Here is a 22,203-nt window from a genome sequence, read left to right as displayed (position 1 = left end):
CGTAGATCTCTACGTAACTCCCTATGTAATTATTTATCTTTGACGAATGGGAATAACACGGCTTCGCGGATAGAATCGGCATTAGTGAGTAAAGCCACTAGTCGATCAATCCCCATGCCAAAGCCAGCGGTGGGCGGCATACCGTATTCCAAGGCTTTGACAAAATCGTCGTCAGCGGAATGGGCCTCCCTATCGCCTTCTTGTTTATGTTTAGCCTGCTCATCAAACCTGGTTTTTTGATCTAAAGGATCATTGAGTTCACTAAAAGCATTTAGCATCTCCATACCGCAAACCACTAATTGGAAACGCTGCACTTTGTCTGGCTCTTTGTCTTTACGTTTAGCCAAGGGCGATAAATCCAAGGGATGATCAATTAAAAATACCGGATTAATTAATTTGGGCCGTACCGTTTCTTTGTATAGCTCGTCAATCAATTTACCACGATTGGTCTTGCCGGAAAAAGTTAGGTGAATATTGGCATTGGTAATGGCTTGTTGCAGCATATCTACTGTGGGATGAGCATCAATATCAATGCCCGTCTCTTTTTGGATTAATTCCCGAAAACTGTACCGGGGCCAGGGCACCGTGAAATCCAGCACTTTGTCGCCCACGGTAATTTGAGTTGATCCAAATAATTTTTTGATCACTGTGGTCAACATTTTTTCGGTGAATTTCATCAGTTCTTCGTAATCACTGTAGGCGGCATAAAACTCCAGCATCGTAAAATCTTGTAAATGCTGGGTGGAAACACCTTCATTGCGGAATACTCGAGCGAATTCAAATACTTTTTCGAATCCACCCACAATTAATCTTTTCAAATAAAGTTCCGGGGCGATGCGGAGATACACATCCGTGTCTAAGGCGTCGTAATGGGTAATAAAGGGAGTGGCGATGGCTCCTCCCGGCACTGGTTGCAATGCCGGAGTGTCTACTTCGATGAATCCAGCTTTAACTAAGAAATTCCGGAGTTCCTGGACTAATTGATGTCGCAAGACAAAACGTTGTTTAACTTCTGGATTCATCAATAAATCGAGATAGCGTTGCCGAAAACGCGTTTCGGTATCCACTAGCCCATGCCACTTCTCTGGCAGCGGACGCAGAGATTTAGCCAGAATAATAAACTTTTCAACCAATAAAGTTTTTTCTTGTTTTTGAGTCAAGAACAGCGTGCCTTTTGCTTCAATAAAATCTCCGATATCAATTAATTCATTTAATAAATCCCAGTTCTTAGCAGGCAGCACATCTTGTTTAAATAAAATCTGAAAATCGCCGCTGAAATCTCTGAGCTCGCCGAACACCAACCCGCCATGTTCTCTTTTCGACATCAGGCGTCCAGCTAAAGTAATCTTTTTTTGTTTAGAAGACCAGCTGTCAAATCTATTAACAGCCTCTTGATTAGTAATTGCTTTATGGGCTTTGGCTGGGTAAGGATCGATTTTTTTGCCCACTAAAGTTCGCAGTTTTGCCAACCGAACTTCTCTCAATTCATCAAACTCGCTCATATTCGTCATCCTCAACCGACAATGTTTTCCTTGCATCGTCGTCCTGGCCTTGCCCAGGATCTTTTATATGCTATACAAATCAAATTATACCAGTTTTTCACTGGCCTCTGAAGCATACTCATATCTCTATCAGTAAATTAGAAATTAGCTGATTTCGATGATTTCGCACTTCTTGACACCGTCGGGAGTAGCAATCTCTACCACATCGCCCTTTTTGTGTCCCATCAAAGCTTGGCCAATGGGCGATTCATTAGAAATTTTTCCCAAAATAGGACTCGCTTCATTAGAGCCAGTGATGTTATATTCCCTCAGGTCGCCGGCAACTTTGACTTTAACGTGAGAACCCAACGATACGCGTCCATTGGCTTTATTGTTTTCGTCAATTACTTTGGCTACCTTCAAAATAGTTTCGATTTCAGCAATCCGGCCCTCGACAAAGGATTGTTTATTTTTAGCCTCAGTATACTCGGCATTTTCAGAGAGATCACCTAATTCACGCGCTTCTTTAATCCGCTCAGTAATATCTTTGCGTTCTCCCAGTAACTTCTCTAATTCAACTTTCAGTTCTTCTAAACCAGCACGCGACACATAGAGTTCTTGGTGTGACATAGGTAATAATTAACCAATATGAAATAAAACCCCTCCAAAGATACATATACATTTAATATAAGGTTGGAAGGTTGTCAATAGGTATCCAGATATCCGCTCTCAATCCCTAATATTCGGCCGCTGTAACTACGTTGTCTAAAAGCGCGCTTACCGTTAAGGGCCCTACCCCGCCCGGGACCGGCGTCAGGTATTTAGCTTTTTTGGATACAGAGGCAAATTGGACATCCCCGACCCACTTGTCGCCCTTTTTGGTAACACCGACATCAATGACTGTGGCTCCGGCTTTGATCATCTCTCCTTTGATCAAACCGGGTCGGCCTACTGCCGAAACAACAATATCCGCTCCCTGTAATAATTTAGTCAGATCCTTGGTTTTGTCTTGAGCAATCGTGACGGTAGCTTTAGCCCGAGCCAACAATAAACTGAGGGGCAACCCCGCCACATAACCAAATCCAACCACCACCGCTTTTTTGCCGACTACGGGAATTTTATATTTCTGCAATAGATCAATCACGCCCTTGGGCGTCGCCGGCACAAAAAGTTCTTTGCCAAAGGGCAACAAGCCCATGTTCATCGGGTGCAGTCCATCCACATCTTTTTGGGGATCAATTGCTGAAATCAATGCGAGTGGGTCTAGTTTGGCCGGCAAAGGCAATTGAATAATAATGCCGTGAACTTTTTTATTCTTATTCAATTCAGAAATCTTTTTTTTGATTTGTTCTGCTGGAGTTGACTGACTCAATTCTGTTAAATAAAAATTGATTCCTGAATCATGGCATAATCTTTGTTTATTGCGGACATAGACTGCCGAAGCGGGATCCTGGCCGACTAAAATCACCGCCAAACCAGGAATGATGCCTTTTTGCCGCAAAACTTTGATCCGTTGCTGCAATTTCTTGTTTTGGGCCAGCGCTAATTTTTTGCCATCTAATAAAATCATTTAAATCAGTTTGAGAATATCTTTATAGGTGACTACCGCAATCAACGCTATCAGCAAGAAAAATCCCACCATATTCACTACGTTCTCGATATGACCCGGTACGCGTTTGCCTCGACGCAACCATTCGGCGGCTACAAACACCACTCGGCCACCATCCAGCCCCGGGAAAGGTACTAGATTGATTACTCCCAGGTTAATAGAGAGAAAGATTAGAAATTGAACTACTCGGAGCCACCCTAGCCGAACCATATCGGCAGTAATCTTAGCGATCCCCACTGGCCCCGATAATTCGGCCGGCAAACTAGCAGTAGCAAATATTCTATAGACTAGATTAGCAATACTAATAACTACCAGTCCTGTCACTTTGGCAGTTTCTTGCAGGGCGATCCACGGCACCTGCCACCAAATATAATGAACTTTATCTATACTCTGGTCTAATAATACTCCGATCTCTGTAACACCGTCTTTATTTTTTACCGGAGTTATGGTTAAGGCCACGGTTTGCTGCCCTCGTTTAACTGATAATAAGGTGGCTTTTCCGGCTCGCTGTTGAATAAAATTTTTAAATGTTACCGGATCGGCAAAGTTCTGTTCATCAGCCGATAAAATATAATCTCCTGCCAATAAACCGGCTTTAGTAGCTGCCGAATCTTTAACCGTGTCTACTACTAATATGCGGGCTTCGATTTGGTTGGCATCTTTAGTATAATTTGCCACCGCACTGACTAGTGGCGGCATGCCCAGCCAAAAACCAATCATCATCACCACTAGACCTAAGACGAAATTCATCAATACGCCACCGATCACAATACCAAATTTTTGGCCCGGAGTTTTGCTGATAAATGATTTTTTGTCCTTGGTAAATTCTTCGCTCTCGCCATACAGCCGAATAAATCCGCCGAAAGGAATCAAATTGAGAGAATAGATGGTTCCGCCTTTTTTACGCCCCCAGATTCTCGGCGGCAGGCCAAACCCAAATTCCTCCACCCGCACACCGGCTTTAATCGCAAAATAATAATGTCCTAGTTCATGGACTAGAACCACAATACTAAAGACCAGCAAAAAAACTAAAACAGCAATTATCATTTAAAAAGATCTCTCAATAATAAAGTCTATCCACTCTTTAAAGTACCCCTTAGTGGGGTGATCCGGCAAGCTATTCAGGGCAATCTGGGCTTGCTCAATATAATCAGCGGCTAATTTTTGAGCATAATCAACCCCACCTAGTCGGATCAATAAATCTTTTACTTGACTGATTTCGCTGTCGCTGGCCTGGCGATTTCCTAGAACCCGACTAATCAACTCTTTTTCTTCTAAGCTAGCCCGTGCATAAGCATGTGCCACAATAATAGTTCTCTTGCCTTCTCTAATATCAGAACCTACCGGCTTGCCTAATTCCTGCTCATTTCCGAGTAGGCCTAAAATATCATCATGCAATTGGAAGGCTAATCCGGCTTGCCGGCAAATGGTTTCTACAATAGAAATAAAGGGATGCTGCAATTCTAATTTGCCCAACCCAACCAAAATACCGGTCCGGCCACACCAAGCCAAAGTAGAAGCAGTTTTTTTATTCAACATATCTATAATCTGGGCTTCCGAGATTTGTTCCAGCGGCGATACAGCAAACTCCATATCCAACATTTCTCCCTGCAATACTTCAGTCACCCAATTAGTAGTCAGATCTTGCACCAGCCATTCTTTAAGCGCCACATCAACAGACAGAGCCTCTAGCATACTAGTGGCGGTGGCTTGTTGGATATCTCCGACTAACATCGCCAGATTGCGCGACCAAGATTCCAAATTGCCTTCTTCAACGCGAGAACGCCAAGCTTCTCTAAAATAAGCATGCATACTAGGGCCCCCGCGGCGGAGATCATCATTATCAATAATATCGTCATGCACTAATGTCCAGGTATGCGACAATTCGATCGCCGCGGCGGCGGGCAGGGCTAGCTCTGCTTTTCCTCCCGCCAACTCGCAGGCCCACATTAAAAGAGCCGGGCGCAACCTCTTACCGCCTTTGGCGACATAAAACATCACACCCTCACGCAAATAATCCGGAGATATTTTTACTATAGCCGGGTAATTTAAAATGTAGTCAGTAACTAACTGGCCTTTATTCTTTAATTCAGTTAAAAATTCTGTGGACATTATTTGCCGAAATTCCGTTGGCGCCGGGAATATTCTTGTAAAGCTTGGTCAAGCGATTTAGCATTAAAATCCGGCCACAAAGTAGGAGTAAAATAGAGTTCACTGTAAGTCCCTTGCCAGGGCAAAAAATTACTCAGCCGCATCTGATTACCAGTGCGAATAATCATGTCGGGATCCGGCAATTCGCGAGTATCCAAGAGGGCAGAAAAACCTTTTTCAGTCAGCTTGCCTGATTGCTTCTTGGCTTTCTCTATTGCCCGCAAAATCTCATCGCGCCCACCATAACTCAAAGCAATTGTAAGCATCCCTTTTTGATGATTCTTTAATTGATTGATGGATTTATCGAACAAACTTTGAGTGGATTTCGGAAAATCTTTTAGTCGGCCTATCACCTGCAATCGCCAACCTTCCCTGTCTAACATGACGGTATATTTTTTGACAGCGGCAGCAATGATCTTTATCAACCAGCTGACTTCTGATTTAGTCCGCCCCCAGTTCTCAGTCGAAAAACCATACACCGTTAAATAAGGGATGTCGCGTTCATTGCAGGCCCGGACAATATTTTCCAAAGCTTGGACCCCTGCTTGATGGCCCTTATAAGTAGGATAGCCTTTCTTCTTCGCCCAGCGGCGATTGCCGTCCATTACAATGGCCAAATGTTTGACCTTAGTTTGCATAAGTTTTTATACTGCTCGTAATTCTGCGGCCTTAGCGATCGCCAATTTATCAATTTCAGCAATGGCGTTGTCGATCAATGTCTGACATTCCCTTCTCCAGCGTTCGAGTTCGTCTTCGCTGACTCCGCCGTCATTGGAACGTTTATCCAGCGCTTCAAAAGCTTCTCGGCGTAAATTGCGCACGCCCACCTTGGCTTCTTCGGTTATACGCTGAGTGAGTTTAACCAGCTCTTCCCGGCGCTCGTTACTCAGTAACGGGATGCTGACCCGGATTTTATCTCCTTCATTAACTATGCCTAATCCTAAATCTGCCGCTACAATGGCTTTTTCTACCGCCCCCACATTAGCTTTATCCCAAGGTTGGACCAATAATTGGCGGGGCTCAGGTACTGCTACCGTAGCTAAATTATTGATTGGCATCTTCTGGCCGTAAACGTCGACCTGGATTTTATCTAACAAAGCCGCATTCGCCCGGCCGCTTCTGACGCCGGCAAATTCGGCAATGAGATGCTGTTGAGCACCCGCTATTTTTTGGATCAGCTCGTTTTTGACACTATCCATAATTATGATCGATCCCCTACTTCAAATCGCACAAACCGCGCTACTTTGATATTCTCCTTTAGAATGCCGACTGTTTCAGCCATAATATTTTCTACCGTTAATTCCGGATTCAATACAAACGGCTGCTTGATCAAACAAACCGAGGCGTAAAAATCTGCCAACTTGCCTTGGATCGCTTTTTCGGCGGTAGCTTTTGCTTTATCCTGGACCTGAGCGGCGTAAACTTCCTGTTCTTTTTCAATTACTGCTGCTGGTACATCTTCTGGAGCAATATAAATTGGATGCATCCCCGCTACTTGCAGTACTAAATTATGGGCTAGTTTGCGGAAATCTTCATTGCGAGCGACAAAATCAGTTTCGCAATTTAGTTCCAGCAATACTCCGATGCGATCGCCCGGATGAATGTAAGACACGATGATGCCTTGCAAAGCACTGCGGTCAGCTTTACTCTCAGCTAATTGCGCCCCTTTTTCCATTAACAATTTTGTAGCTTTTTCAAAATCACCTTCTGAATTTTCTAAAGCCGCTTTAGCGTCCATCATGCCGGCACTAGTCAGTTCTCTTAACTTTTTAATATCATCTAATTTTATTGTCGCCATAATTTTATTGTTTAATACTAGTTTTCTTGGTTTTCGAGGGAGATTCTTTCTCGGCTTCTTCTTGTTTTTCCGCTACTTCCACAACTTCTTTTTGCGCCAAGACCTCTTCTAATTCTGCTTCGGATACTGCCTCGGTTTCTTCTTCAGCTTTTTTGGCAGCTGCGACCTGAGCTTTAGTTCTCCGTTCAGCTATAAAAGCATTGACGATAGCTTGGGTGATCAATTGAATGCCCTGTTTGGCATCATCATTCGCCGGAATAGGAAATTCAATCTCGGCAGGGTCGGCATTAGTGTCCAACATAGCGATTACCGGAATCCCCAGTTTTTTAGCTTCCCGTAAAGCAATCTTTTCGCGGATGGTATCCACAATAAACACGGCATTCGGCAAATCGTCCAATAAATCCAATCCGCCAAAAGCATTTTCGAGTAAAGCCAACTTCTTTTCCAATAAACCGATTTCTTGCTTGGTCATATCGCCAAAATCTTTTTTGGCCACTTGTTCGCGCACCTGTTTGAGATAGCGGATCCGTCCTTTCATAGTGGGCCAGTTAGTCAGTAAACCGCCTGGCCAACGATTAGCTACATACGGTAAACTATTAGCTTTAGCGAGCGCTTCAATAAGACTGGCGGCCTGGCGCTTAGTCCCTACCAACATCAACGTACCGCCTTCGCGGCCTAACTGTTCCACAAAATTTAGCGCATCAGTTAACTTGGCCTCTGTTTTCATTAAATCAATGATGTGGATGCCATCTCGGCTATCAAAAATGTAGGGTTTCATGTTGGGGTGCCACCGAAAAGTCTGGTGCCCAAAGTGCAACCCTGCTTCTAACATCTGTTCTACTGTCGGTTTCTTCATTATTTTTCTCCTTATACTTCCGGCTGGTTCATCTCGGGGGCAAACCCTTGTGGGGCAGGATGCTCTCGATCCCCAAACCGTGCTTATTTATACTTATTTTACACTGTCTAGAATACTAACTCAAAAGTTTAGAGGAGTCAACCACTCTAAACAACCCTGGTAATGCCTCTCCTAAAATCCAACGACTCACTGCTGAGCCGTTGATATAGTTAGTCAGGATTGCTAGAGAGTCTTTACTGAAGCAAGGATACGATTAATTGTTGCATCATCAGCGTCCCAGCTTGTGCCTGCCCAACCGGGGTTCGCAGTAAAAGTGATATTTAACTGCTTACCGCCCTTTCCTGGTAAAGAGTATATATATCCAATCCATCCAGCATCGCCATCCCGCCATTTATAGTATTTATTCGAGCCCACAGTGATCTCGCTGTATGGCACTGGACTACCCCCCGGAATAGACCAAATATGTTTTAGATCAAACGGCGCATCATAAAGTGTAAAGCTAAGGTTTTTAGTATCGCTAGATGCAGCACTATCATGGAATGATACACTAGACCAGTTAACAAGACCCTCTTGTGCTAAATAGATTTTTTCCGGCACTTCTCCCTGATTTTGAATCTTTAAATTGGAGGGAAGTTGCACGGAAATTCCAATTTTCTCATTGGTATATACTTCCCAACTATCTGATTCATTCGTAGGTGGGGCATTTGTCTCATCGCTATTATTACCAATCGGCAATTGATTTTCTGGGGAGCCTGAAGAAACATTGTTAATTAAATAATAAGCGCCGATCCCGATTATGACTACACCAAGTATGCTATAGATTGTTTTTATATTCATGGTCTTATCGTCTAATATCATTTTTAATATAGCATGGGTAACTAGCCATTATAATGTTTGGTGGGCCCAAGAGGACTCGAACCTCTGACCTCACGGATGTGAACCGTGCGCTCTAACCAACTGAGCTATGAGCCCTTCTTTCCAAGCCAGAGGTTTCTAAGCCGGTGGCCGGTCCGGAGCTCGCTACAACGAGCAGGAGGACCTCTGGGTCGGAGACCTCACCTATCAAATTATATCATCATTAAAAATGGTTGACTGCCCCTGCTCTGACATAGTATGTATAGCCTATACCAAGGAGGTCATGACTAATGAATCTCTTGGCGCAAATTACAGCTTGGGTGGTAAAAGCCTGGAACAATTTCTGAATAATTATTGCAAAGCTTCTCCGGGCAAATTTCGAATTATTTACGCTATGGCTTATCCCGAGTTTGCTTATCTGGGCGGCCATGGCAGCACTGGGATGCACAGCCTCGAAGAAGATACTTTATCGGACGCTATAACCGTTTGTGAGGGCATTGCTATGGAAGGCGGATATGGTATGACCGTATTCGATGATAAAGGAAACCAGGTTTATCCCAGTGAACCGTAAAACCACAAACCCAAGCACGGACCCAATCAGCCTCTGGGTCCGTTTATTTATATAGAAACTTTTGGTAATTTCGGTTGACTAACTCTATAATAAATTCATGCACGACGAAGCAAGTGCTCCAAATAATTCTGCAGTGAAACGCCCTCGGAATCTTTTCTTAGCGATTTTTGTTGGCACGGTAGTTTTTATCTATGACGTTTTCAAAACCGTGACGACAGTTTTGGGCGTGGCTTTCTTGATCCGCTTCTTCTTGATCCAACCTTTCTATGTCAGTGGACAGTCGATGGAACCCAACTTCGAAAATAATCAGTACATCATCGTAGATCAGGTATCTTATCGTATCCATGCGCCTAAACGCGGTGATGTGATTGTCTTCAAATATCCGCAAAATGTGGCCTTTAGCTTTATTAAAAGAATTGTCGGCTTACCCGGCGAAACCGTATCTGTCCACGACGGCATCGTGACTATTTATAATCAGACTAATCCCAGCGGCATTAAATTAGACGAACCTTACATTAAGGTTTATACCAGCGGCGAAGTAAAAACCACCCTAGGCAAAGATGAATTCTTTGTTTTGGGTGATAACCGACCTAATAGTTCGGATTCGCGCATCTGGGGTAAATTACCCCGCCACCTCATTATCGGCAAAGTTTGGGTAGTGCTGTATCCCTTCGAAGACTTCAAAACTATCCCGACTCCCGCCTACAGCAACGGATTATAACATCCTCCTGCATTGTCATTCCCGCCCATTCGGCTACGCTCAGGGTAAACTCCGGCGGGAATCTAGACAGAAAAAGGAACAGAAAAATGTTTTCTGTTTATTTTCTTTTCTGGATCCTCGGATCAAGTCCGAGGATGACAATGAAAGAGAAAGACCAAAAAACCTGCCTTAAGGCAGGTTTTTAAGCAGTAATGCTAATTATTTTGATTTGCGTGAGTTTTTGACGATGACCAATAGTTTTGCGATAGTTCTTGCGCCGTTTCATCTTAAAGACGCGGATTTTATCCGCTTTCACCTGTTCCACTACCTCAGCTTCTACTTTGGCACCTTCTAAAACGGGAGTACCTAACTTAACGTCCTTGCCCTCGTCATCAGATACCAGCAAAACATCTGAAAGCGTAATTTTAGCGCCGGCTTCTTCTGGCAATTTCTCGATTACCAAAACATCGCCTTCGCTGACTAAATATTGTTTACCCCCGGTTTTGATAACTGCTTTCATAGGTGGTTAGGTTACGCTCACCAGTATATAGGCCTCCTTTTAGGTAGTCAAGCTAACTAATAGCTGACACACTGCTCGGTTGGGAATGTTTCCAATTTATCCCCGACAGTTAAATGGTTAGTTTCGCTTAATCCCGCTGTTACTTCTAACACATATCTGGCCGGGGTCGTATTCTGGTAAATCTTTAATTGATCGTTACTCATAGCGCTACCTGGTGCTTTGATGCCCTTTTCTAAATGCACAATGCGATAATCCGGGTCCAGCCAGATCATATCTAAATCGAACAGCATGTCTTTCATCCACATCGATTGTGTGCCAGCAGCATCAAAAATAAATAACATACTGTTGTTGGCACTCGTTCCGGAAACGCCTGATAAGCCTTGGGCGCGACTCGGTTCATCATCAGCTATACTGGCAGAAATGGTTTTGCCGTTAGGAAAACGAATAGTGCGCGAGTCACTCACCCTGTCACACTGGGTTGTATAGGGATCGCTGGGAAATTGGATCCAACCGTAGTAGTACGCCACAGAGCCGGTGCCTAATACCACTAAAACAGCTATCAACCCAAAGATCGGATATTTATTTTTCATATCTATGCCTTGGCAATGCTAAATTTGATCGCTCGGCCGTTTATTTTTAATTCTTCGGTCTCTCCAACTACACTGGTATTAATTTCTTTAGCTAAAACTTCGCCTTTAATGTAATCTGCCCAGAGGGCTATGGTTTGTTGGATTAAATCGTCGCCAGTGGCATACGACAGAATAATGCGATCCGCCACCTCTAACCCGGAATTTTTGCGCAGGGCTTGGATCGCCCGCACTAATTCCCGCGCTAATCCTTCTATTTCTAGCTCAGTAGTGATCTCAGTAGTTAATTCGTCTTTTCCGGCTCCAAAGCTGATTTTTTTAACATTTAATTCTTCCAGAGCAATAGCCGTTAATTCGGCAGGGAGTTCCTTTTGGGCAAGTTTTAGCTCACTCAAAGGTTGCCGCACTTTTATTTTCGCTTCCTCCCTCAAGTGATGCCCCAGCTCCACAATTTCTCGCGTCCGTTTCATGTCAGATAGGATCTGTTCGTCAATTTTGGCTGCCTTGGGCCAATCGCACAAATGTACAGATTCCGGATCGCCTTCATTCTTTAGATTCTGATACATCGCTTCCGTCACAAACGGCATAAAGGGCGCCAAAATTAAATTCAAATCTTTTAATACTTTATATAGGGTGCTGTAAGCCGCCAACTGATCGGCGCTATTCTCGCTTTTCCAAAACCGCTTCCGGCTCCGGCGCACATACCAATTCGAAAGTTCTCCGACAAAGGCTTCTATCTCTAGCGCCGCCCGGAGTGGATCGTATTTCTCCAAGGCATCCGTCACGGTAACATTTAATTTATTTAATTTGGCGATAATCCACTGATCCAACACATTCTTGGAGGTTTTGGGTGTTTTAGCTGGATCAAAATTATCTAATTTCGCATAGGTCACAAAAAATGAATATGTATTCCATAAAGTCAGCACAAATCGCCGGATAATTTGCAACAAGACGTCTTCATCGAACTGTTTCGAATCATACGGCTGATTCACACTGTAAAAATACCAGCGAATGACATCCGCCCCATATTTTTTAAACATTTCCTCCGGATCGATCACGTTTCCTTTGGATTTGCTCATCTTTTTACCGAGTTTGTCCTGCATATGGCCTTGGACTAACACATTTTTAAACGGCCGCTCTTTACCCAACAAGACCGCTACGGCCAACAGCGTGTAAAACCAACCGCGAGTTTGGTCAATCGCCTCGCTAATAAATTCGGCCGGGTAGGCTTCACCTTTATCGATCTTGGCTTTATTCTCAAACGGATAATGCCACTGCGCAAACGGCATGCTGCCGCTATCGAACCAGACATCAATCACTTCCGATACCCGCGTATATTCTTTCCCCTCTTTAGTTAAGACAATTTCATCCACAAAAGGTCGATGCGGATCAAAGTTATCCCAATCTACTCCTCCCTTGCCAAGGGGAGGTTGGGTGGGGTTGTCTTTGGCTAATTCCCGAAGCTCAGCAAAACTCCCGATACAGATATAATCGCCCTCATCACTTTTCCAAATTGGTAATGGTGTCCCCCAATACCGCTCGCGCGAGAAGGCCCAATCATTCAAATTATCCAGCCATTCGCCAAAGCGACCTTTTTTGATATGCTCCGGAATCCAATTGATCTGATTATTTTCCGAAATCAATTTATCTTTTAAGCGGGTCATCGCAATCATCCAAGAATATTTAGCATAGTACAAAAGCGGAGTACCGCAGCGCCAGCAGAAAGGATAGTCGTGTTTGTAGGGCATCTCTTTAAATAGCAACCCGCGCGATTTAAGATCGGCTACAATTTCTTTTTCTACTTCCGGATCTTTCACAAATCTGCCGGCCCACTTTTGGACACTCGGCAAAAATAAGCCCGCTTCCGAAACCGTGTGTACCATGGGCAAATCCAACGCTTTACCGAGATTATAATCATCTTCGCCATACATCACCGCGGTGTGCACTACCCCGGTGCCATCTGCAGTCGTCACAAAATCGGCCGGTACCACATACCAAGCTTTTTTATCCGTAGTAATTGCGCCTGGGAATAGAGGCTCATATTCTCGATCGACCAATTTTTGACCAGGGAATTCCTCTAAAACCTTAGCTCCCTCGCCTAAAACTGTTGTCAGCAAGTCTTTCGCTAAAATTAATTTTTCTCCTTCCACTTCTGCCTTAACATAAATAATTTTTGAATCTACCGCTAAAGCCACATTCCCCGGCAAAGTCCAGGGCGTCGTGGTCCAAGCTAATATATATGTATCTGGTTCGTCTTTGAGTTTGAATTTAAGATAAACCGAGTTTTCTTCCACTTCCTGATAACCCTGTGCGACTTCATGACTCGAGAGCGCCGTCCCGCAGCGTGGACATTGCGGCACAATTTTATGCCCAGAATACAACAACCCCTTATCCCAAATCTGCTTAATTATCCACCAGAGCGATTCGACATATTTGGGATCGTAAGTAATGTAAGGATGGTCCATATCCAACCAAAATCCTAAGCGCTTCGTGCTTTGTTCCCAAACTTCTTTGTATTCCCAGACGCTTTTTTTAGCTTCGGCATTGAATTTGGCAATACCGTATTTTTCGATATCCGCTTTATTGGTGAGTCCCAGTTTTTTTTCTACGGCAATTTCCACCGGCAGGCCATGGGTATCCCAACCGGCTTTGCGATCGACCAAGTACCCCTGCATCGTCTTGAACCGAGGCCAGAGATCTTTAAATGCTCGCCCTTCGACATGGTGAATTCCCGGCTTCGCATTAGCCGTGGGTGGTCCTTCAAAGAAGATATAGCGTTTGGCCTTTTGGCGCTGGCCTAAACTCTTTTGAAAAATATTCTGCTTATCCCAAAATTCCAGAATATCTAATTCTTGCGTGACAAAATCTACCCGCGGATTAACATCATTGAACTTCGGCATTAGGTTTATTACGATCAGGGATTAAGAATTTACGAGCATTTTTGTCCAAATCGATAAATGAATCTGCCGCTTCCCGGAGTTTACCGGAAGCACTGCGACCAAACGCCACTACCTCAACTTGTTGGCCAATGCTCTTTAAATATTCTACTAACGGAATGTAATCACCATCGCCGGAAACTAAGATGACCACATCCAATTTAGACGCTAACCGAATGGTGTCCATGGCAATGCCGACATCCCAGTCGCCTTTTTTGTGGCCGCCATAAAACACCTGCAATTCTTTACTTTTGACTTCGTAACCCATGCCTTCTAAGGCATCAAAAAACTTCTGTTCTTCCGGATTCTCAGCTTTGATCACATAAGCAATCGCCCGCACCAATTTGCGGTCGCCCAAGGCCTCTTTCAACACATTCTTGAAATTCACCTTTTTGGAGTACATCACTTTGGCCGAATAATACAAATTCGACACATCCACAAACACCCCTACCCTTTGTTCTACATATTGAGCCATCAGTCTAATATTAAAAATACTGCCTCTAGTATAGGAGAAATTGCCCTCCAAAGCAAATTTTTTCACTGAACGCCAATAAAATACTCTTTTGTCATTATCGGGCTCGCCCCGATAATCCAGGCCATTCCCTTATGTCATCCTTGGTTGTGTAGTTCTCAGCTACGCCTCGAACAATAATTACTGTTCGAACTCTGCCAGCTGGCGGAGTGAGAACTACATACTTATTTCCACCACTTTCTGTCTCCCCGTCAGCCCGCGTATAATTTTCACCGCACTTTTCGGGGCATTGAAATGTTTGGCCAGTAATTTTATCACTGCCTCGTTCGCCTTCCCTTTTTCCGGAACTTTATTCACCCGCACCACCAAAACTCCGTCTTTTTCTTCCACGGATTCTCTCCTAGCATTCGGGATTACTTTAATTTGGATTTTCACTGTTTGCGGGGTTTGTCGGCCGAGGCCAAAGCGATCAGCCCGGCAATCACCAAAATTATAACTAGTCCGATCCCTAAAATCATCATGAGGTTATATATTTAGCTAACCTGGAGATTCAATTTTTTTCCTACTGCAGCAAAGATTTTACTAAGTGTCTCTATACTAGAATTAGCTCTGCCATTTTCAATGGCAGACACTGTTTCCCATGTCACATCGGCTATCTCGGCCACCTCTTTCTGTGTCAGACCTTTTTTAACCCGAGCTTCCGCTAAAGCTATGGCAATATCTAGCTTTTTCTTCTCGATGTCATACAGCTTTTGAAACTCCTTATCTTTTCTAAGTTTTGTGATAAAGCTTTGAGTCATAGCCCTTCTCTCGTAAGTTAGTTAAATAGTCCTTGTAATATTCCTGTATTCTTTCTAAATCTTGACTGGAAATCTTATCTCTCTTTTTGGTGATGCCTTCTAATAAAACAATTTTCTGACCAATCCGTGAAAAGTAGAATATTCTGCCTCCGAAGTAAAACCTTAACTCCCATATTTTGTCTACGACCTTTTTGGCATATGGCTCGGGGAGTTTTCCACCTCGTTCTTGCAGCTTATCGATCATCGCCACTATTTTGGCCAGATGCTTCTTGTTTTTAAGGCCTTTTAGATACTCCTCTGCCGGAGCTTTCCCACCTGATTTAACATAAAATACTGTTACTATCTCCATATCTATTATATGAAATATATTTCATATAGTCAAGAGTTATCCGGGATGGGTTTATTATCTACTATTTCGTAGGGAAGATTAAGTATTTAAATAGGCCACGAAAAACAACGGCCGACTGTCATCCTAAGCCCATCAAACTTCGCTCCCAACTTCGCTAAAGCTATGCTGGGCAGGCAGGGTAAATTTCATCGAAGAAAGATCCCCCGGTCCCCAAAACCATCATGGGGTTATTGTACATTCTTCAATAGCCCCGGCTGGACAGATATTGATAAATCACTCTCTACCTTAGAACATAATGTATAATGTTAGATCAAACCAAGAGAGGACCTTGACAATGCACCACATACTATCGGACGGCGACCCGTCATTTGAACCCACCCTCCCCCAGCCTTTTGGGTTGAGCTACAACCCCGCAGACTCGTCGACCTGGGATTCTCGCATGTCTGTGAAAGATACAGCTGCATTTACTAAAATATGTGCAGATAGAATACTGTTTTTACTGCATATATTCAGGAAATATATTCAGCTGGAAAGCGGTGGACCTAGGAGGAAGAGCGACAAACAAATCCTACTGGATCAGGGAAAAATATTTAAAGAGGCTTATGCGGTTTATGGCAAGCACCTAATCCAGACGCCAGAGGAACTGGGCGGGTTAATCGACCAGTGTTTCAATAATAACTACATCCAAGGACACAGTATTCTGGAAAAAAAGTACAGCGGATTACTCCAGCAACTGTTTGGATTTATTGTGTTGGAATATGAATTCCGATACATTATCTGCGACCCAAAAGTCCGCACAATGTGATTTTTGTAATTTAGTTCACCCCCATTATTAATAGTGGGGGTTCTTTGTATGACATCTTCTATTTTATCGATTATCTTACTGTCAGCGGTTATTTTTCCATGGAGATTAATTTGATCTGGCACAGTTCACGGAAGCCGACCGTGCCGTGTTCCCTGCCCATGCCTGACTGCTTATAGCCTCCGAAGGGATTGCAAGACAACCATCTGCTAACTTGGTTAATCTCCACCGTTCCCGCCTCGATCCTGGAAGCTACTCTTTTAGCTCTTTCGAGATCTTTGGACCAAATTCTACTGCCTAGCCCATAAGAAGTATCATTCGCCATTTCGACAGCCTCTGCTTCAGTCTTAAATGAAACCACCGGCAGTACCGGACCAAACACTTCCTCTTTCCATACCCGCATATCTCTGGTGATATTAGTCAGTATCGTGGGCTTATAAAAAGCACCTGCCAGATCATCTGGCATTCCTCCGCCCGCAACTGCCTTCGCTCCTTTTTGAAGCGCATCACCGACTTGCTCCTGCAGTAAAGTTAGCTGCCTTTTGGCCACTAGGCATCCGAGATGAGTACCAATATTGGTTGGATCACCAACTATTTTTGCCTCAACTAATTCTTGTAGTCCCTTAACAACTTGATCAAAAATTGATTCGTGTACAATCAACCTTTTAATAGAATCGCAGACCTGACCGCAATTGCTGAATCTTTCCGGGTAGATGGCTTGGACAAATCTCGGCACATCCACATCTTCGAAAACAAGACAGGGACTAGATCCGCCCATTTCTAGGATCGCTTTGATAAATTTATCCGCTGCAATCTTGTACAATAATTTACCTACTCGAGTGCTCCCGGTAAACCAGATTAAATTGATCTCGCTTTCCGCAAGTTTTTGACCCACTTCCCCAGCGCCATATACTTCCGCAAATACTCCCGCCGGCAGATCGTGCGATAACATAACCTGCTCGATTAATTTGCCGACCAAAGGACATTCTTCTGATATTTTAAATACCACCGTATTCCCCACTAAAAGATTGGGAATTATTCCCCACATCGCCATACCAAATGGATAATTCCACGGAGAGATAACGGCTGCCGTGCCAAACGGTTCGTAGACTATTTTATGTAAGGATTTATCGTCTTCATGGGTAACTTCATCGGCCACAGCCGGCCCCACGTGATTCATAAACCATTCGAACTCCGAAATAAAGCTGCTGGCTTCGCTGATACTTTCAGTGATCGGCTTACCCATTTCCCGGGTGATCAGTTCAGCAATTTCCGCTTGTCTCATTTTGAATTCTTCGTAAATCGGCTTGAGTAACTCGATTCTTTTTTGTACGCCAAATTCTTTCCAAACCCTCTTGACCTGATTCGCCAAAGCCACTTTTTCTTTTATCTCTGAATCTGAAGAAATTTCTACTTCTCCTATGGCCTCATAGTTTTTAGACGGGTTAGTAGAAATTAATTGCGCCATTTATTGCTAGGCTAATAATAAGTTTTTCCGTCCCAATTATACCCCACCCGAAAACCAGCCTTGGAGTTAATTCCATTATCTATATCTATACTTGCACTCCCCAAAGCCTATGAGCTAATGGAGTTTCCATATTCGGGCTATCAAATTTCTGCCAGACATCATAGGCTAAGCCCCATGCAATGCGGATCGCTAGATCTTCGTCAACTGGAGCAGTTACCCAAGGCCCTCTATTAGATAAATCTATTTCTCCTTTTTTGGTTATAGCGGATATTTGATATATCCATTCCAACCATTCCCGACGCTCAAGACCTGACCCATCAGCCAGAAAACATCTCATTGGCTGAGATAGCGGCTCAAATTTTGTAATCTTACCGTCGTAAACATTAACTATCTCAGTAAAAGCTCGCCTAATTAGATCGACCTCTTGTTGACTAAGTTGATTGTGATATACCCACATACATTTATATCTTATGGTTTCCAGTCGGAGATGATGAGGCTATAGCCTTTCTTTTTGACTACCACCTTCTGGCGTTCGCGCCAGCCCAGAGCCCGGAACAGCTCGATCGGCAGAGTAATGCCAAAACTGGCTCCGCCTGCCACCTTAGTAATCTTCCGGATATTCCTCTCCTCTATTTTTCTCCCCATCTCTTTACCCCCTATTTTATCTACTGTTCATCTACTTGATGATCTACTGAACTCCCTCAGTAGCTCCCTACGTAGATATTATATCCCACCCCAAAAAAACCAGCTAGTGTAGCAATGTTTTATGGATTTTTTAAAATAACAAGGGGAGCAATACAAAAAGCAATCCGCCTATAAACCATTTAATATCATCCTTTAATACTCTGCCAGATGCTTCTTTCGTTTTAATATTTTTTATAACAAGGCTTGGGTAAAATTTTGGTATCAGATTTATGAAAAGTAGCCATATAAATGGGGTCAAATTATTTACGATAGTGGACAACTTAAGAGATATGCTACCTGCAATAATCTCTTGAGAAAAAAATCCACTTAAAACATTGAGTGTATATGTATCTACTAACGCGACCATCAAAACCAAGTAAAAAAAATGGTATTTCCAAGCATATATTAAATCATTAAAACTTTTAGATTTTTGTAAAACCTGTGTTATATCTTTTTGAAACAAAAGTACTTTACCCTCTGATGATGCCTTTATCTCAAAATCCACAGGTGAATCAAAACGATAGAACCATATACGAACTTTAAAATCATGCCCCCAATAAGACAAACTGACACTTTTAATATTATTTAACTGCAATGATATCTGTTTAATAAAATTATCGGCGGTATTAGATTCATATTTTATGCCATCATTACACTCAACTTCAAAATCAGGTTCTTTTTTATATGTTTCATTATGATTATCTTCGCTAACAATCAAATCAACTTGCCGAAGAACTTCTTTTAGATCATCGAGTGTGATTACAATTGATGAAAATATCTTTTTGTGTGTGGTTTTATCCATCATCCCAATTATAGATTGCTATAGTACTTAAACGGCCCATTCAGCCAACTTAACTATGGAATATCAGTATTCTACCCCCTGGCGGGCAGTTTGGCCTTTGTCGAAATAATGCTTAACTTTTTTCATTTCAGTGGCGAGATCGGAGAGTTTCAACCAATCTTTATCAGGTTTGTGGCCAGTGATAATCACCTCGCCTTTTTTGACGGCTTTCTGAATTAGTTTAATGGTTTTGTCTTTAGGGATGAATTTCATTACTACGGCATCAACTATTTCGTCCAGAATCAAAATGTCGTATTTTTCTTTGGTGATAATTTGCTCGAGTTTTTTTAAACCAGCGATGGCTAATTTTTTGTGCTCTAAAGGTTTTTCTTTTTCCCAAGTGAAATAAGTTGGCCCGAATTGATAGATTTTGAATTTGTTTTTGAAAAACTGCTGGGCTTTGACTTCTCCAATGTCTTTTCTGCCTTTGAGCCATTGCAACATAATTACTTTTTGGCCGTGGCCGACAGCGCGAAGCGCCAACCCTAAAGCGGCGGTGGTTTTGCCCTTGCCGTCGCCGTAATAGAGGTGGATGTAGTGCTTTTTAGTGGGCATATTGGTAATAATGTTGCTCCGATGCTCGCATTTTAATGCTCGAGCGGAGCCCTATGGGAGATAACATTGATTAGTGATAGGACAGATATATTAGTAAGCTACCGATTATTAAGTTTAAATAGTAAAAACCGGGGAAGGGGCCGAGCCAGAATTTGTGCCAGGGGACATCTTTGGCAAAGAATCTTGTTAGTGAAAAATGGGGATTAAACACAAACCACAAAAAATCTTCGGTAGCTGTGAGAATCAAAAAACTGCCTAAAATGCGCAGTTCTAATGGCCAATCCCAGCTGCTGAAGAAGACAAACGGAAAATGTAGAAATGCCAGAATAAATAAGCTCAAGAAAGTGTGATAACCAGTCAATTCCGCCCGGCCGGAGATTTTATTTAGCCAAGTACCTTTGACTCGCCAGGTTGGGAGATTTTTGGCCCAGCCATTCTCCCTTTCGATCTGGATCTCTAATAACGCCAAAATCGCGGCGAGAAATATCAGATAAATTAGATATAAGTAGATGGTCACAAGATTTTATTTATGAGATCCTTCGACAAGCTCAGGATGACAGAGGGAAAAGGCCTGGATTCCGGCTCGGAGGCCGGAATGACGGAGGAGATTAGGCGGCTGCTTTAAAAGATTCTCGAACATGAACAATTTCTGCCCGATCAATTTCCGAAACCAGCCGAGATCTTTCGGTATCAGTTAATATGTTCATCGCGGTCACCCATAAAGCTTGGCGGGCCGCTTCAAACTGGCGGGTATCGATTAATGAATGCACGTGCGAAGTAACTTGTCGAGATTCCGTGGCGATCTCGGTAGCGGCAAGGGCGGCACGCGTGAGTACGCCTTCTTTGACGGAAGAGTCAGCTTCGACAAATTTTTTATCAAATTCTTGCGCCACACTCCCCCGCATCAGCGGATTAGCTAAAAGCTTGGAGAGTTTTTCTTTAAGTTGGGATACTTCTCGCAAAATCGTGCTAAGTTTGTTCACCAAGTCGAGTTTGCCTTCATAACTCGAGCCTTCGGCTTGGTTTTGCCAATCACATTTTTCTTTATCATTGAGCAAGGGAGTGTTGAGGGTATCAGAGATTTGTTCTAAAACAGCCAGACCGGATTGGACAAACCTTTCTATGATATCCAGTAGATTTTCCATGTATTCCAATTTATCGCAGGCCTCAAACCCGTCTTCCCAGTCCTGGGCTTCTTTGCCCGTAAAAACTCCCAGCGCTACGGCTTCGGCGATTTTGGATTGCATTTCATTGCGCAATTCTGCCACTTCTGCGGGCAGAAGTTCAGCTTCGACTATTTCCGGTTCAAATGTTTCAGTTTCGATCATTGGAGATTAGTTAGGAATGACACGGATGGAGATCCTAAATTATAATTAGATCCTTCGACTCCGCTCAGGATGACAAAGCAAGGAAAGCTTTGTCAGTTCAGGATGACGGAGGGGAGGGCCTGGATCCCCGATCCTGACTGCGCTTCGCGCGCCGGTCGAGGATGACAGAAAGGGTATGTTGCTCCGATGCTCGCATTTTAATGCTCAAGCGGAGCGACTGGTTGTTAGGAACAACCAGTCGTGGTGGCGCATTCGCGGCAGGCAAAGCAGGTACCAGAACGCACCATCAGCGCTCCGCAAGTGGGACAGGCCGGCGCATATTTATAATCATACGAATTAACTGTTGCGGCCGCATTAGTATTGAGATTAAGTGTTAATACTGGTTGTTCGACCGCCTCCGGAGCGGGAGTCACCGGTTTCGGAGTCTCGGCGAGTAAACCTTCACTATGTCCGTTGGTATCGTTATTGTGTCCGTTCATAATCCCTAAGGCTAATTGCCGATCCAAGGATAAGAAATTCATCCCCAGCCAGCGGCCGATATAGTCAGTGATGGATTTAGCCATGGGAATATCGGGGTTGTTGGTTATTCCCCACGGATCGAAGCGCAAATTCAAGAACGAAGCCACGATGGTTTCCGGCGGGACGCCTTCTTGCAACATTTTAGAGCATAAAATCGCCATAGCATTGAGTAATCCCGATACTACCGAACCTTCTAGGCCGGCAGCGATAAAGATCTCGCCCAGATCGCCGTTCTCAAATTTATTAGCTGTAATGTAAACTTTGTGCTGGCCGTTGATGACAACTTTATGAGTGACGCCCTCGCGGGTTAACGGCATCTCG

Annotated in this window: 28 protein-coding genes and 1 tRNA gene; 3 read left to right on the top strand and 26 right to left on the bottom strand. The window is 43.5% G+C overall.

The annotated features are described in order from the left end of the window. Nucleotides 1–29: 29 nt before the first annotated feature. From lysS to WC805_00095, 11 genes are all read right to left on the bottom strand, one after another. A complete protein-coding gene (gene lysS / locus WC805_00145) occupies nt 30–1,511 on the bottom strand; it encodes a lysine--tRNA ligase (GenBank protein MFA5966915.1) in 1,482 nt (493 codons plus the stop codon). A gap of 135 nt (nt 1,512–1,646) precedes the next feature. Further along, nucleotides 1,647–2,111 (bottom strand): transcription elongation factor GreA, encoded by a 465-nt coding sequence (gene greA / locus WC805_00140; GenBank protein ID MFA5966914.1) that lies wholly within the window; start codon nt 2,109–2,111, stop codon nt 1,647–1,649. Between the two features lie 106 nt (nt 2,112–2,217). After that, nucleotides 2,218–3,051 carry a bifunctional 5,10-methylenetetrahydrofolate dehydrogenase/5,10-methenyltetrahydrofolate cyclohydrolase gene (locus tag WC805_00135; protein ID MFA5966913.1) on the bottom strand — a complete coding sequence of 278 codons (834 nt, stop codon included), beginning with the start codon at nt 3,049–3,051 and terminating at the stop codon, nt 2,218–2,220. After that, nucleotides 3,052–4,137 carry a M50 family metallopeptidase gene (locus WC805_00130; GenBank protein ID MFA5966912.1) on the bottom strand — a complete coding sequence of 362 codons (1,086 nt, stop codon included), beginning with the start codon at nt 4,135–4,137 and terminating at the stop codon, nt 3,052–3,054. Continuing rightward, the gene (locus tag WC805_00125) at nt 4,138–5,202 is read right to left on the bottom strand and encodes a polyprenyl synthetase family protein (GenBank protein MFA5966911.1); all 1,065 of its coding nucleotides are present in this window, start codon (nt 5,200–5,202) and stop codon (nt 4,138–4,140) included. Further along, entirely contained in the window at nt 5,202–5,879 is a 678-nt protein-coding gene (uppS, locus tag WC805_00120; GenBank protein ID MFA5966910.1) for a polyprenyl diphosphate synthase, read from the bottom strand. Before uppS ends, WC805_00125 begins: the two co-directional genes overlap by 1 nt. Before the next feature lie 6 nt (nt 5,880–5,885). Beyond that, complete coding sequence (gene frr / locus WC805_00115) at nt 5,886–6,440, bottom strand: ribosome recycling factor (protein ID MFA5966909.1); 555 nt, start codon at nt 6,438–6,440, stop codon at nt 5,886–5,888. 2 nt (nt 6,441–6,442) lie between these two features. Further along, nucleotides 6,443–7,039, bottom strand: a complete 597-nt coding sequence (tsf, locus tag WC805_00110) for a translation elongation factor Ts (GenBank protein ID MFA5966908.1) — start codon at nt 7,037–7,039, stop codon at nt 6,443–6,445. A 4-nt stretch (nt 7,040–7,043) separates the two neighbouring features. Next, nucleotides 7,044–7,895: a 30S ribosomal protein S2 gene (rpsB, locus tag WC805_00105; protein ID MFA5966907.1), complete on the bottom strand. Its 852-nt coding sequence runs from the start codon at nt 7,893–7,895 to the stop codon at nt 7,044–7,046. Between the two features lie 222 nt (nt 7,896–8,117). Beyond that, nucleotides 8,118–8,753 carry a hypothetical protein gene (locus WC805_00100; GenBank protein MFA5966906.1) on the bottom strand — a complete coding sequence of 212 codons (636 nt, stop codon included), beginning with the start codon at nt 8,751–8,753 and terminating at the stop codon, nt 8,118–8,120. A 37-nt stretch (nt 8,754–8,790) separates the two neighbouring features. Continuing rightward, nucleotides 8,791–8,867: transfer RNA gene (locus WC805_00095), tRNA-Val, on the bottom strand. Between the two features lie 166 nt (nt 8,868–9,033). Here WC805_00095 and WC805_00090 point away from each other — a divergent pair. Next, entirely contained in the window at nt 9,034–9,321 is a 288-nt protein-coding gene (locus tag WC805_00090; protein ID MFA5966905.1) for a hypothetical protein, read from the top strand. A 97-nt stretch (nt 9,322–9,418) separates the two neighbouring features. Beyond that, on the top strand, nt 9,419–10,042 hold the full coding sequence (lepB, locus tag WC805_00085) for a signal peptidase I (protein MFA5966904.1): 624 nt from the start codon (nt 9,419–9,421) through the stop codon (nt 10,040–10,042). A 181-nt stretch (nt 10,043–10,223) separates the two neighbouring features. On the opposite strand, the gene rplU is transcribed toward lepB, so the two are convergent. The 7 genes from rplU to WC805_00050 all read right to left on the bottom strand — a co-directional run bounded on the left by rplU (nt 10,224) and on the right by WC805_00050 (nt 15,685). Further along, on the bottom strand, nt 10,224–10,541 hold the full coding sequence (gene rplU, locus WC805_00080; GenBank protein ID MFA5966903.1) for a 50S ribosomal protein L21: 318 nt from the start codon (nt 10,539–10,541) through the stop codon (nt 10,224–10,226). 56 nt (nt 10,542–10,597) lie between these two features. Next, on the bottom strand, nt 10,598–11,131 hold the full coding sequence (locus WC805_00075) for a DUF192 domain-containing protein (GenBank protein ID MFA5966902.1): 534 nt from the start codon (nt 11,129–11,131) through the stop codon (nt 10,598–10,600). Nucleotides 11,132–11,133: 2 nt separating this feature from the next. Then, nucleotides 11,134–14,028 (bottom strand): isoleucine--tRNA ligase, encoded by a 2,895-nt coding sequence (gene ileS / locus WC805_00070; GenBank protein ID MFA5966901.1) that lies wholly within the window; start codon nt 14,026–14,028, stop codon nt 11,134–11,136. Beyond that, complete coding sequence (locus tag WC805_00065; protein ID MFA5966900.1) at nt 14,012–14,539, bottom strand: NYN domain-containing protein; 528 nt, start codon at nt 14,537–14,539, stop codon at nt 14,012–14,014. Before WC805_00065 ends, ileS begins: the two co-directional genes overlap by 17 nt. Before the next feature lie 213 nt (nt 14,540–14,752). After that, nucleotides 14,753–14,971: a DUF167 domain-containing protein gene (locus WC805_00060; GenBank protein ID MFA5966899.1), complete on the bottom strand. Its 219-nt coding sequence runs from the start codon at nt 14,969–14,971 to the stop codon at nt 14,753–14,755. 98 nt (nt 14,972–15,069) lie between these two features. Next, a complete protein-coding gene (locus WC805_00055) occupies nt 15,070–15,336 on the bottom strand; it encodes a helix-turn-helix transcriptional regulator (protein ID MFA5966898.1) in 267 nt (88 codons plus the stop codon). Further along, on the bottom strand, nt 15,308–15,685 hold the full coding sequence (locus tag WC805_00050) for a type II toxin-antitoxin system RelE/ParE family toxin (protein ID MFA5966897.1): 378 nt from the start codon (nt 15,683–15,685) through the stop codon (nt 15,308–15,310). Before WC805_00050 ends, WC805_00055 begins: the two co-directional genes overlap by 29 nt. A 439-nt stretch (nt 15,686–16,124) precedes the next feature. Here WC805_00050 and WC805_00045 point away from each other — a divergent pair, with 439 nt between their 5' ends. Next, nucleotides 16,125–16,490 (top strand): hypothetical protein, encoded by a 366-nt coding sequence (locus tag WC805_00045; GenBank protein ID MFA5966896.1) that lies wholly within the window; start codon nt 16,125–16,127, stop codon nt 16,488–16,490. Between the two features lie 88 nt (nt 16,491–16,578). Here WC805_00045 and WC805_00040 read toward each other — a convergent pair whose 3' ends face one another. The 8 genes from WC805_00040 to WC805_00005 all read right to left on the bottom strand — a co-directional run. After that, nucleotides 16,579–17,955: an aldehyde dehydrogenase family protein gene (locus tag WC805_00040; GenBank protein MFA5966895.1), complete on the bottom strand. Its 1,377-nt coding sequence runs from the start codon at nt 17,953–17,955 to the stop codon at nt 16,579–16,581. Nucleotides 17,956–18,040: 85 nt separating this feature from the next. Beyond that, nucleotides 18,041–18,412, bottom strand: coding sequence for a hypothetical protein (locus WC805_00035; GenBank protein MFA5966894.1), 372 nt, complete (start codon nt 18,410–18,412; stop codon nt 18,041–18,043). A gap of 11 nt (nt 18,413–18,423) precedes the next feature. Continuing rightward, entirely contained in the window at nt 18,424–18,600 is a 177-nt protein-coding gene (locus WC805_00030; GenBank protein MFA5966893.1) for a hypothetical protein, read from the bottom strand. Nucleotides 18,601–18,730: 130 nt separating this feature from the next. Next, nucleotides 18,731–19,441: a hypothetical protein gene (locus WC805_00025; GenBank protein ID MFA5966892.1), complete on the bottom strand. Its 711-nt coding sequence runs from the start codon at nt 19,439–19,441 to the stop codon at nt 18,731–18,733. 63 nt (nt 19,442–19,504) lie between these two features. Then, nucleotides 19,505–20,035: a cob(I)yrinic acid a,c-diamide adenosyltransferase gene (locus WC805_00020; protein MFA5966891.1), complete on the bottom strand. Its 531-nt coding sequence runs from the start codon at nt 20,033–20,035 to the stop codon at nt 19,505–19,507. A 70-nt stretch (nt 20,036–20,105) separates the two neighbouring features. Next, nucleotides 20,106–20,504, bottom strand: coding sequence for a hypothetical protein (locus WC805_00015; GenBank protein MFA5966890.1), 399 nt, complete (start codon nt 20,502–20,504; stop codon nt 20,106–20,108). Between the two features lie 139 nt (nt 20,505–20,643). Then, the gene (locus tag WC805_00010) at nt 20,644–21,363 is read right to left on the bottom strand and encodes a hypothetical protein (protein ID MFA5966889.1); all 720 of its coding nucleotides are present in this window, start codon (nt 21,361–21,363) and stop codon (nt 20,644–20,646) included. A gap of 224 nt (nt 21,364–21,587) precedes the next feature. Further along, a partial coding sequence (locus WC805_00005) for a vitamin B12-dependent ribonucleotide reductase (protein ID MFA5966888.1) occupies nt 21,588–22,203 on the bottom strand: 616 nt, incomplete at its 5' end.

This window comes from Patescibacteria group bacterium (genome assembly GCA_041659905.1).
GTDB lineage: Bacteria > Patescibacteriota > Kazan-3B-28 > Kazan-3B-28 > UBA10110 > UBA10110.
Note: the sequence above shows the minus strand (reverse complement) of the source record. Positions and strands in the feature narration are given on the sequence as shown.

Excerpts from the sequence above, each read along its gene's own strand:
- lysS (MFA5966915.1), bottom strand. The coding sequence starts at position 1,511 with ATGACGAATATGAGCGAGTTTGATGAATTGAGAGAAGTTCGGTTGGCA.
- WC805_00010 (MFA5966889.1), bottom strand. The coding sequence starts at position 21,363 with ATGATCGAAACTGAAACATTTGAACCGGAAATAGTCGAAGCTGAACTT.
- WC805_00055 (MFA5966898.1), bottom strand. The coding sequence starts at position 15,336 with ATGACTCAAAGCTTTATCACAAAACTTAGAAAAGATAAGGAGTTTCAA.
- ileS (MFA5966901.1), bottom strand. The coding sequence starts at position 14,028 with ATGCCGAAGTTCAATGATGTTAATCCGCGGGTAGATTTTGTCACGCAA.
- WC805_00125 (MFA5966911.1), bottom strand. The coding sequence starts at position 5,202 with ATGTCCACAGAATTTTTAACTGAATTAAAGAATAAAGGCCAGTTAGTT.
- WC805_00040 (MFA5966895.1), bottom strand. The coding sequence starts at position 17,955 with ATGGCGCAATTAATTTCTACTAACCCGTCTAAAAACTATGAGGCCATA.
- WC805_00030 (MFA5966893.1), bottom strand. The coding sequence starts at position 18,600 with ATGGGGAGAAAAATAGAGGAGAGGAATATCCGGAAGATTACTAAGGTG.
- WC805_00100 (MFA5966906.1), bottom strand. The coding sequence starts at position 8,753 with ATGATATTAGACGATAAGACCATGAATATAAAAACAATCTATAGCATA.
- rpsB (MFA5966907.1), bottom strand. The coding sequence starts at position 7,895 with ATGAAGAAACCGACAGTAGAACAGATGTTAGAAGCAGGGTTGCACTTT.
- WC805_00025 (MFA5966892.1), bottom strand. The coding sequence starts at position 19,441 with ATGGATAAAACCACACACAAAAAGATATTTTCATCAATTGTAATCACA.
- frr (MFA5966909.1), bottom strand. The coding sequence starts at position 6,440 with ATGGATAGTGTCAAAAACGAGCTGATCCAAAAAATAGCGGGTGCTCAA.
- WC805_00075 (MFA5966902.1), bottom strand. The coding sequence starts at position 11,131 with ATGAAAAATAAATATCCGATCTTTGGGTTGATAGCTGTTTTAGTGGTA.
- greA (MFA5966914.1), bottom strand. The coding sequence starts at position 2,111 with ATGTCACACCAAGAACTCTATGTGTCGCGTGCTGGTTTAGAAGAACTG.
- WC805_00065 (MFA5966900.1), bottom strand. The coding sequence starts at position 14,539 with ATGGCTCAATATGTAGAACAAAGGGTAGGGGTGTTTGTGGATGTGTCG.
- WC805_00045 (MFA5966896.1), top strand. The coding sequence starts at position 16,125 with ATGTCTGTGAAAGATACAGCTGCATTTACTAAAATATGTGCAGATAGA.
- WC805_00090 (MFA5966905.1), top strand. The coding sequence starts at position 9,034 with ATGACTAATGAATCTCTTGGCGCAAATTACAGCTTGGGTGGTAAAAGC.
- WC805_00130 (MFA5966912.1), bottom strand. The coding sequence starts at position 4,137 with ATGATAATTGCTGTTTTAGTTTTTTTGCTGGTCTTTAGTATTGTGGTT.
- tsf (MFA5966908.1), bottom strand. The coding sequence starts at position 7,039 with ATGGCGACAATAAAATTAGATGATATTAAAAAGTTAAGAGAACTGACT.
- WC805_00020 (MFA5966891.1), bottom strand. The coding sequence starts at position 20,035 with ATGCCCACTAAAAAGCACTACATCCACCTCTATTACGGCGACGGCAAG.
- rplU (MFA5966903.1), bottom strand. The coding sequence starts at position 10,541 with ATGAAAGCAGTTATCAAAACCGGGGGTAAACAATATTTAGTCAGCGAA.
- WC805_00135 (MFA5966913.1), bottom strand. The coding sequence starts at position 3,051 with ATGATTTTATTAGATGGCAAAAAATTAGCGCTGGCCCAAAACAAGAAA.
- lepB (MFA5966904.1), top strand. The coding sequence starts at position 9,419 with ATGCACGACGAAGCAAGTGCTCCAAATAATTCTGCAGTGAAACGCCCT.
- WC805_00050 (MFA5966897.1), bottom strand. The coding sequence starts at position 15,685 with ATGGAGATAGTAACAGTATTTTATGTTAAATCAGGTGGGAAAGCTCCG.
- uppS (MFA5966910.1), bottom strand. The coding sequence starts at position 5,879 with ATGCAAACTAAGGTCAAACATTTGGCCATTGTAATGGACGGCAATCGC.
- WC805_00035 (MFA5966894.1), bottom strand. The coding sequence starts at position 18,412 with ATGTGGGTATATCACAATCAACTTAGTCAACAAGAGGTCGATCTAATT.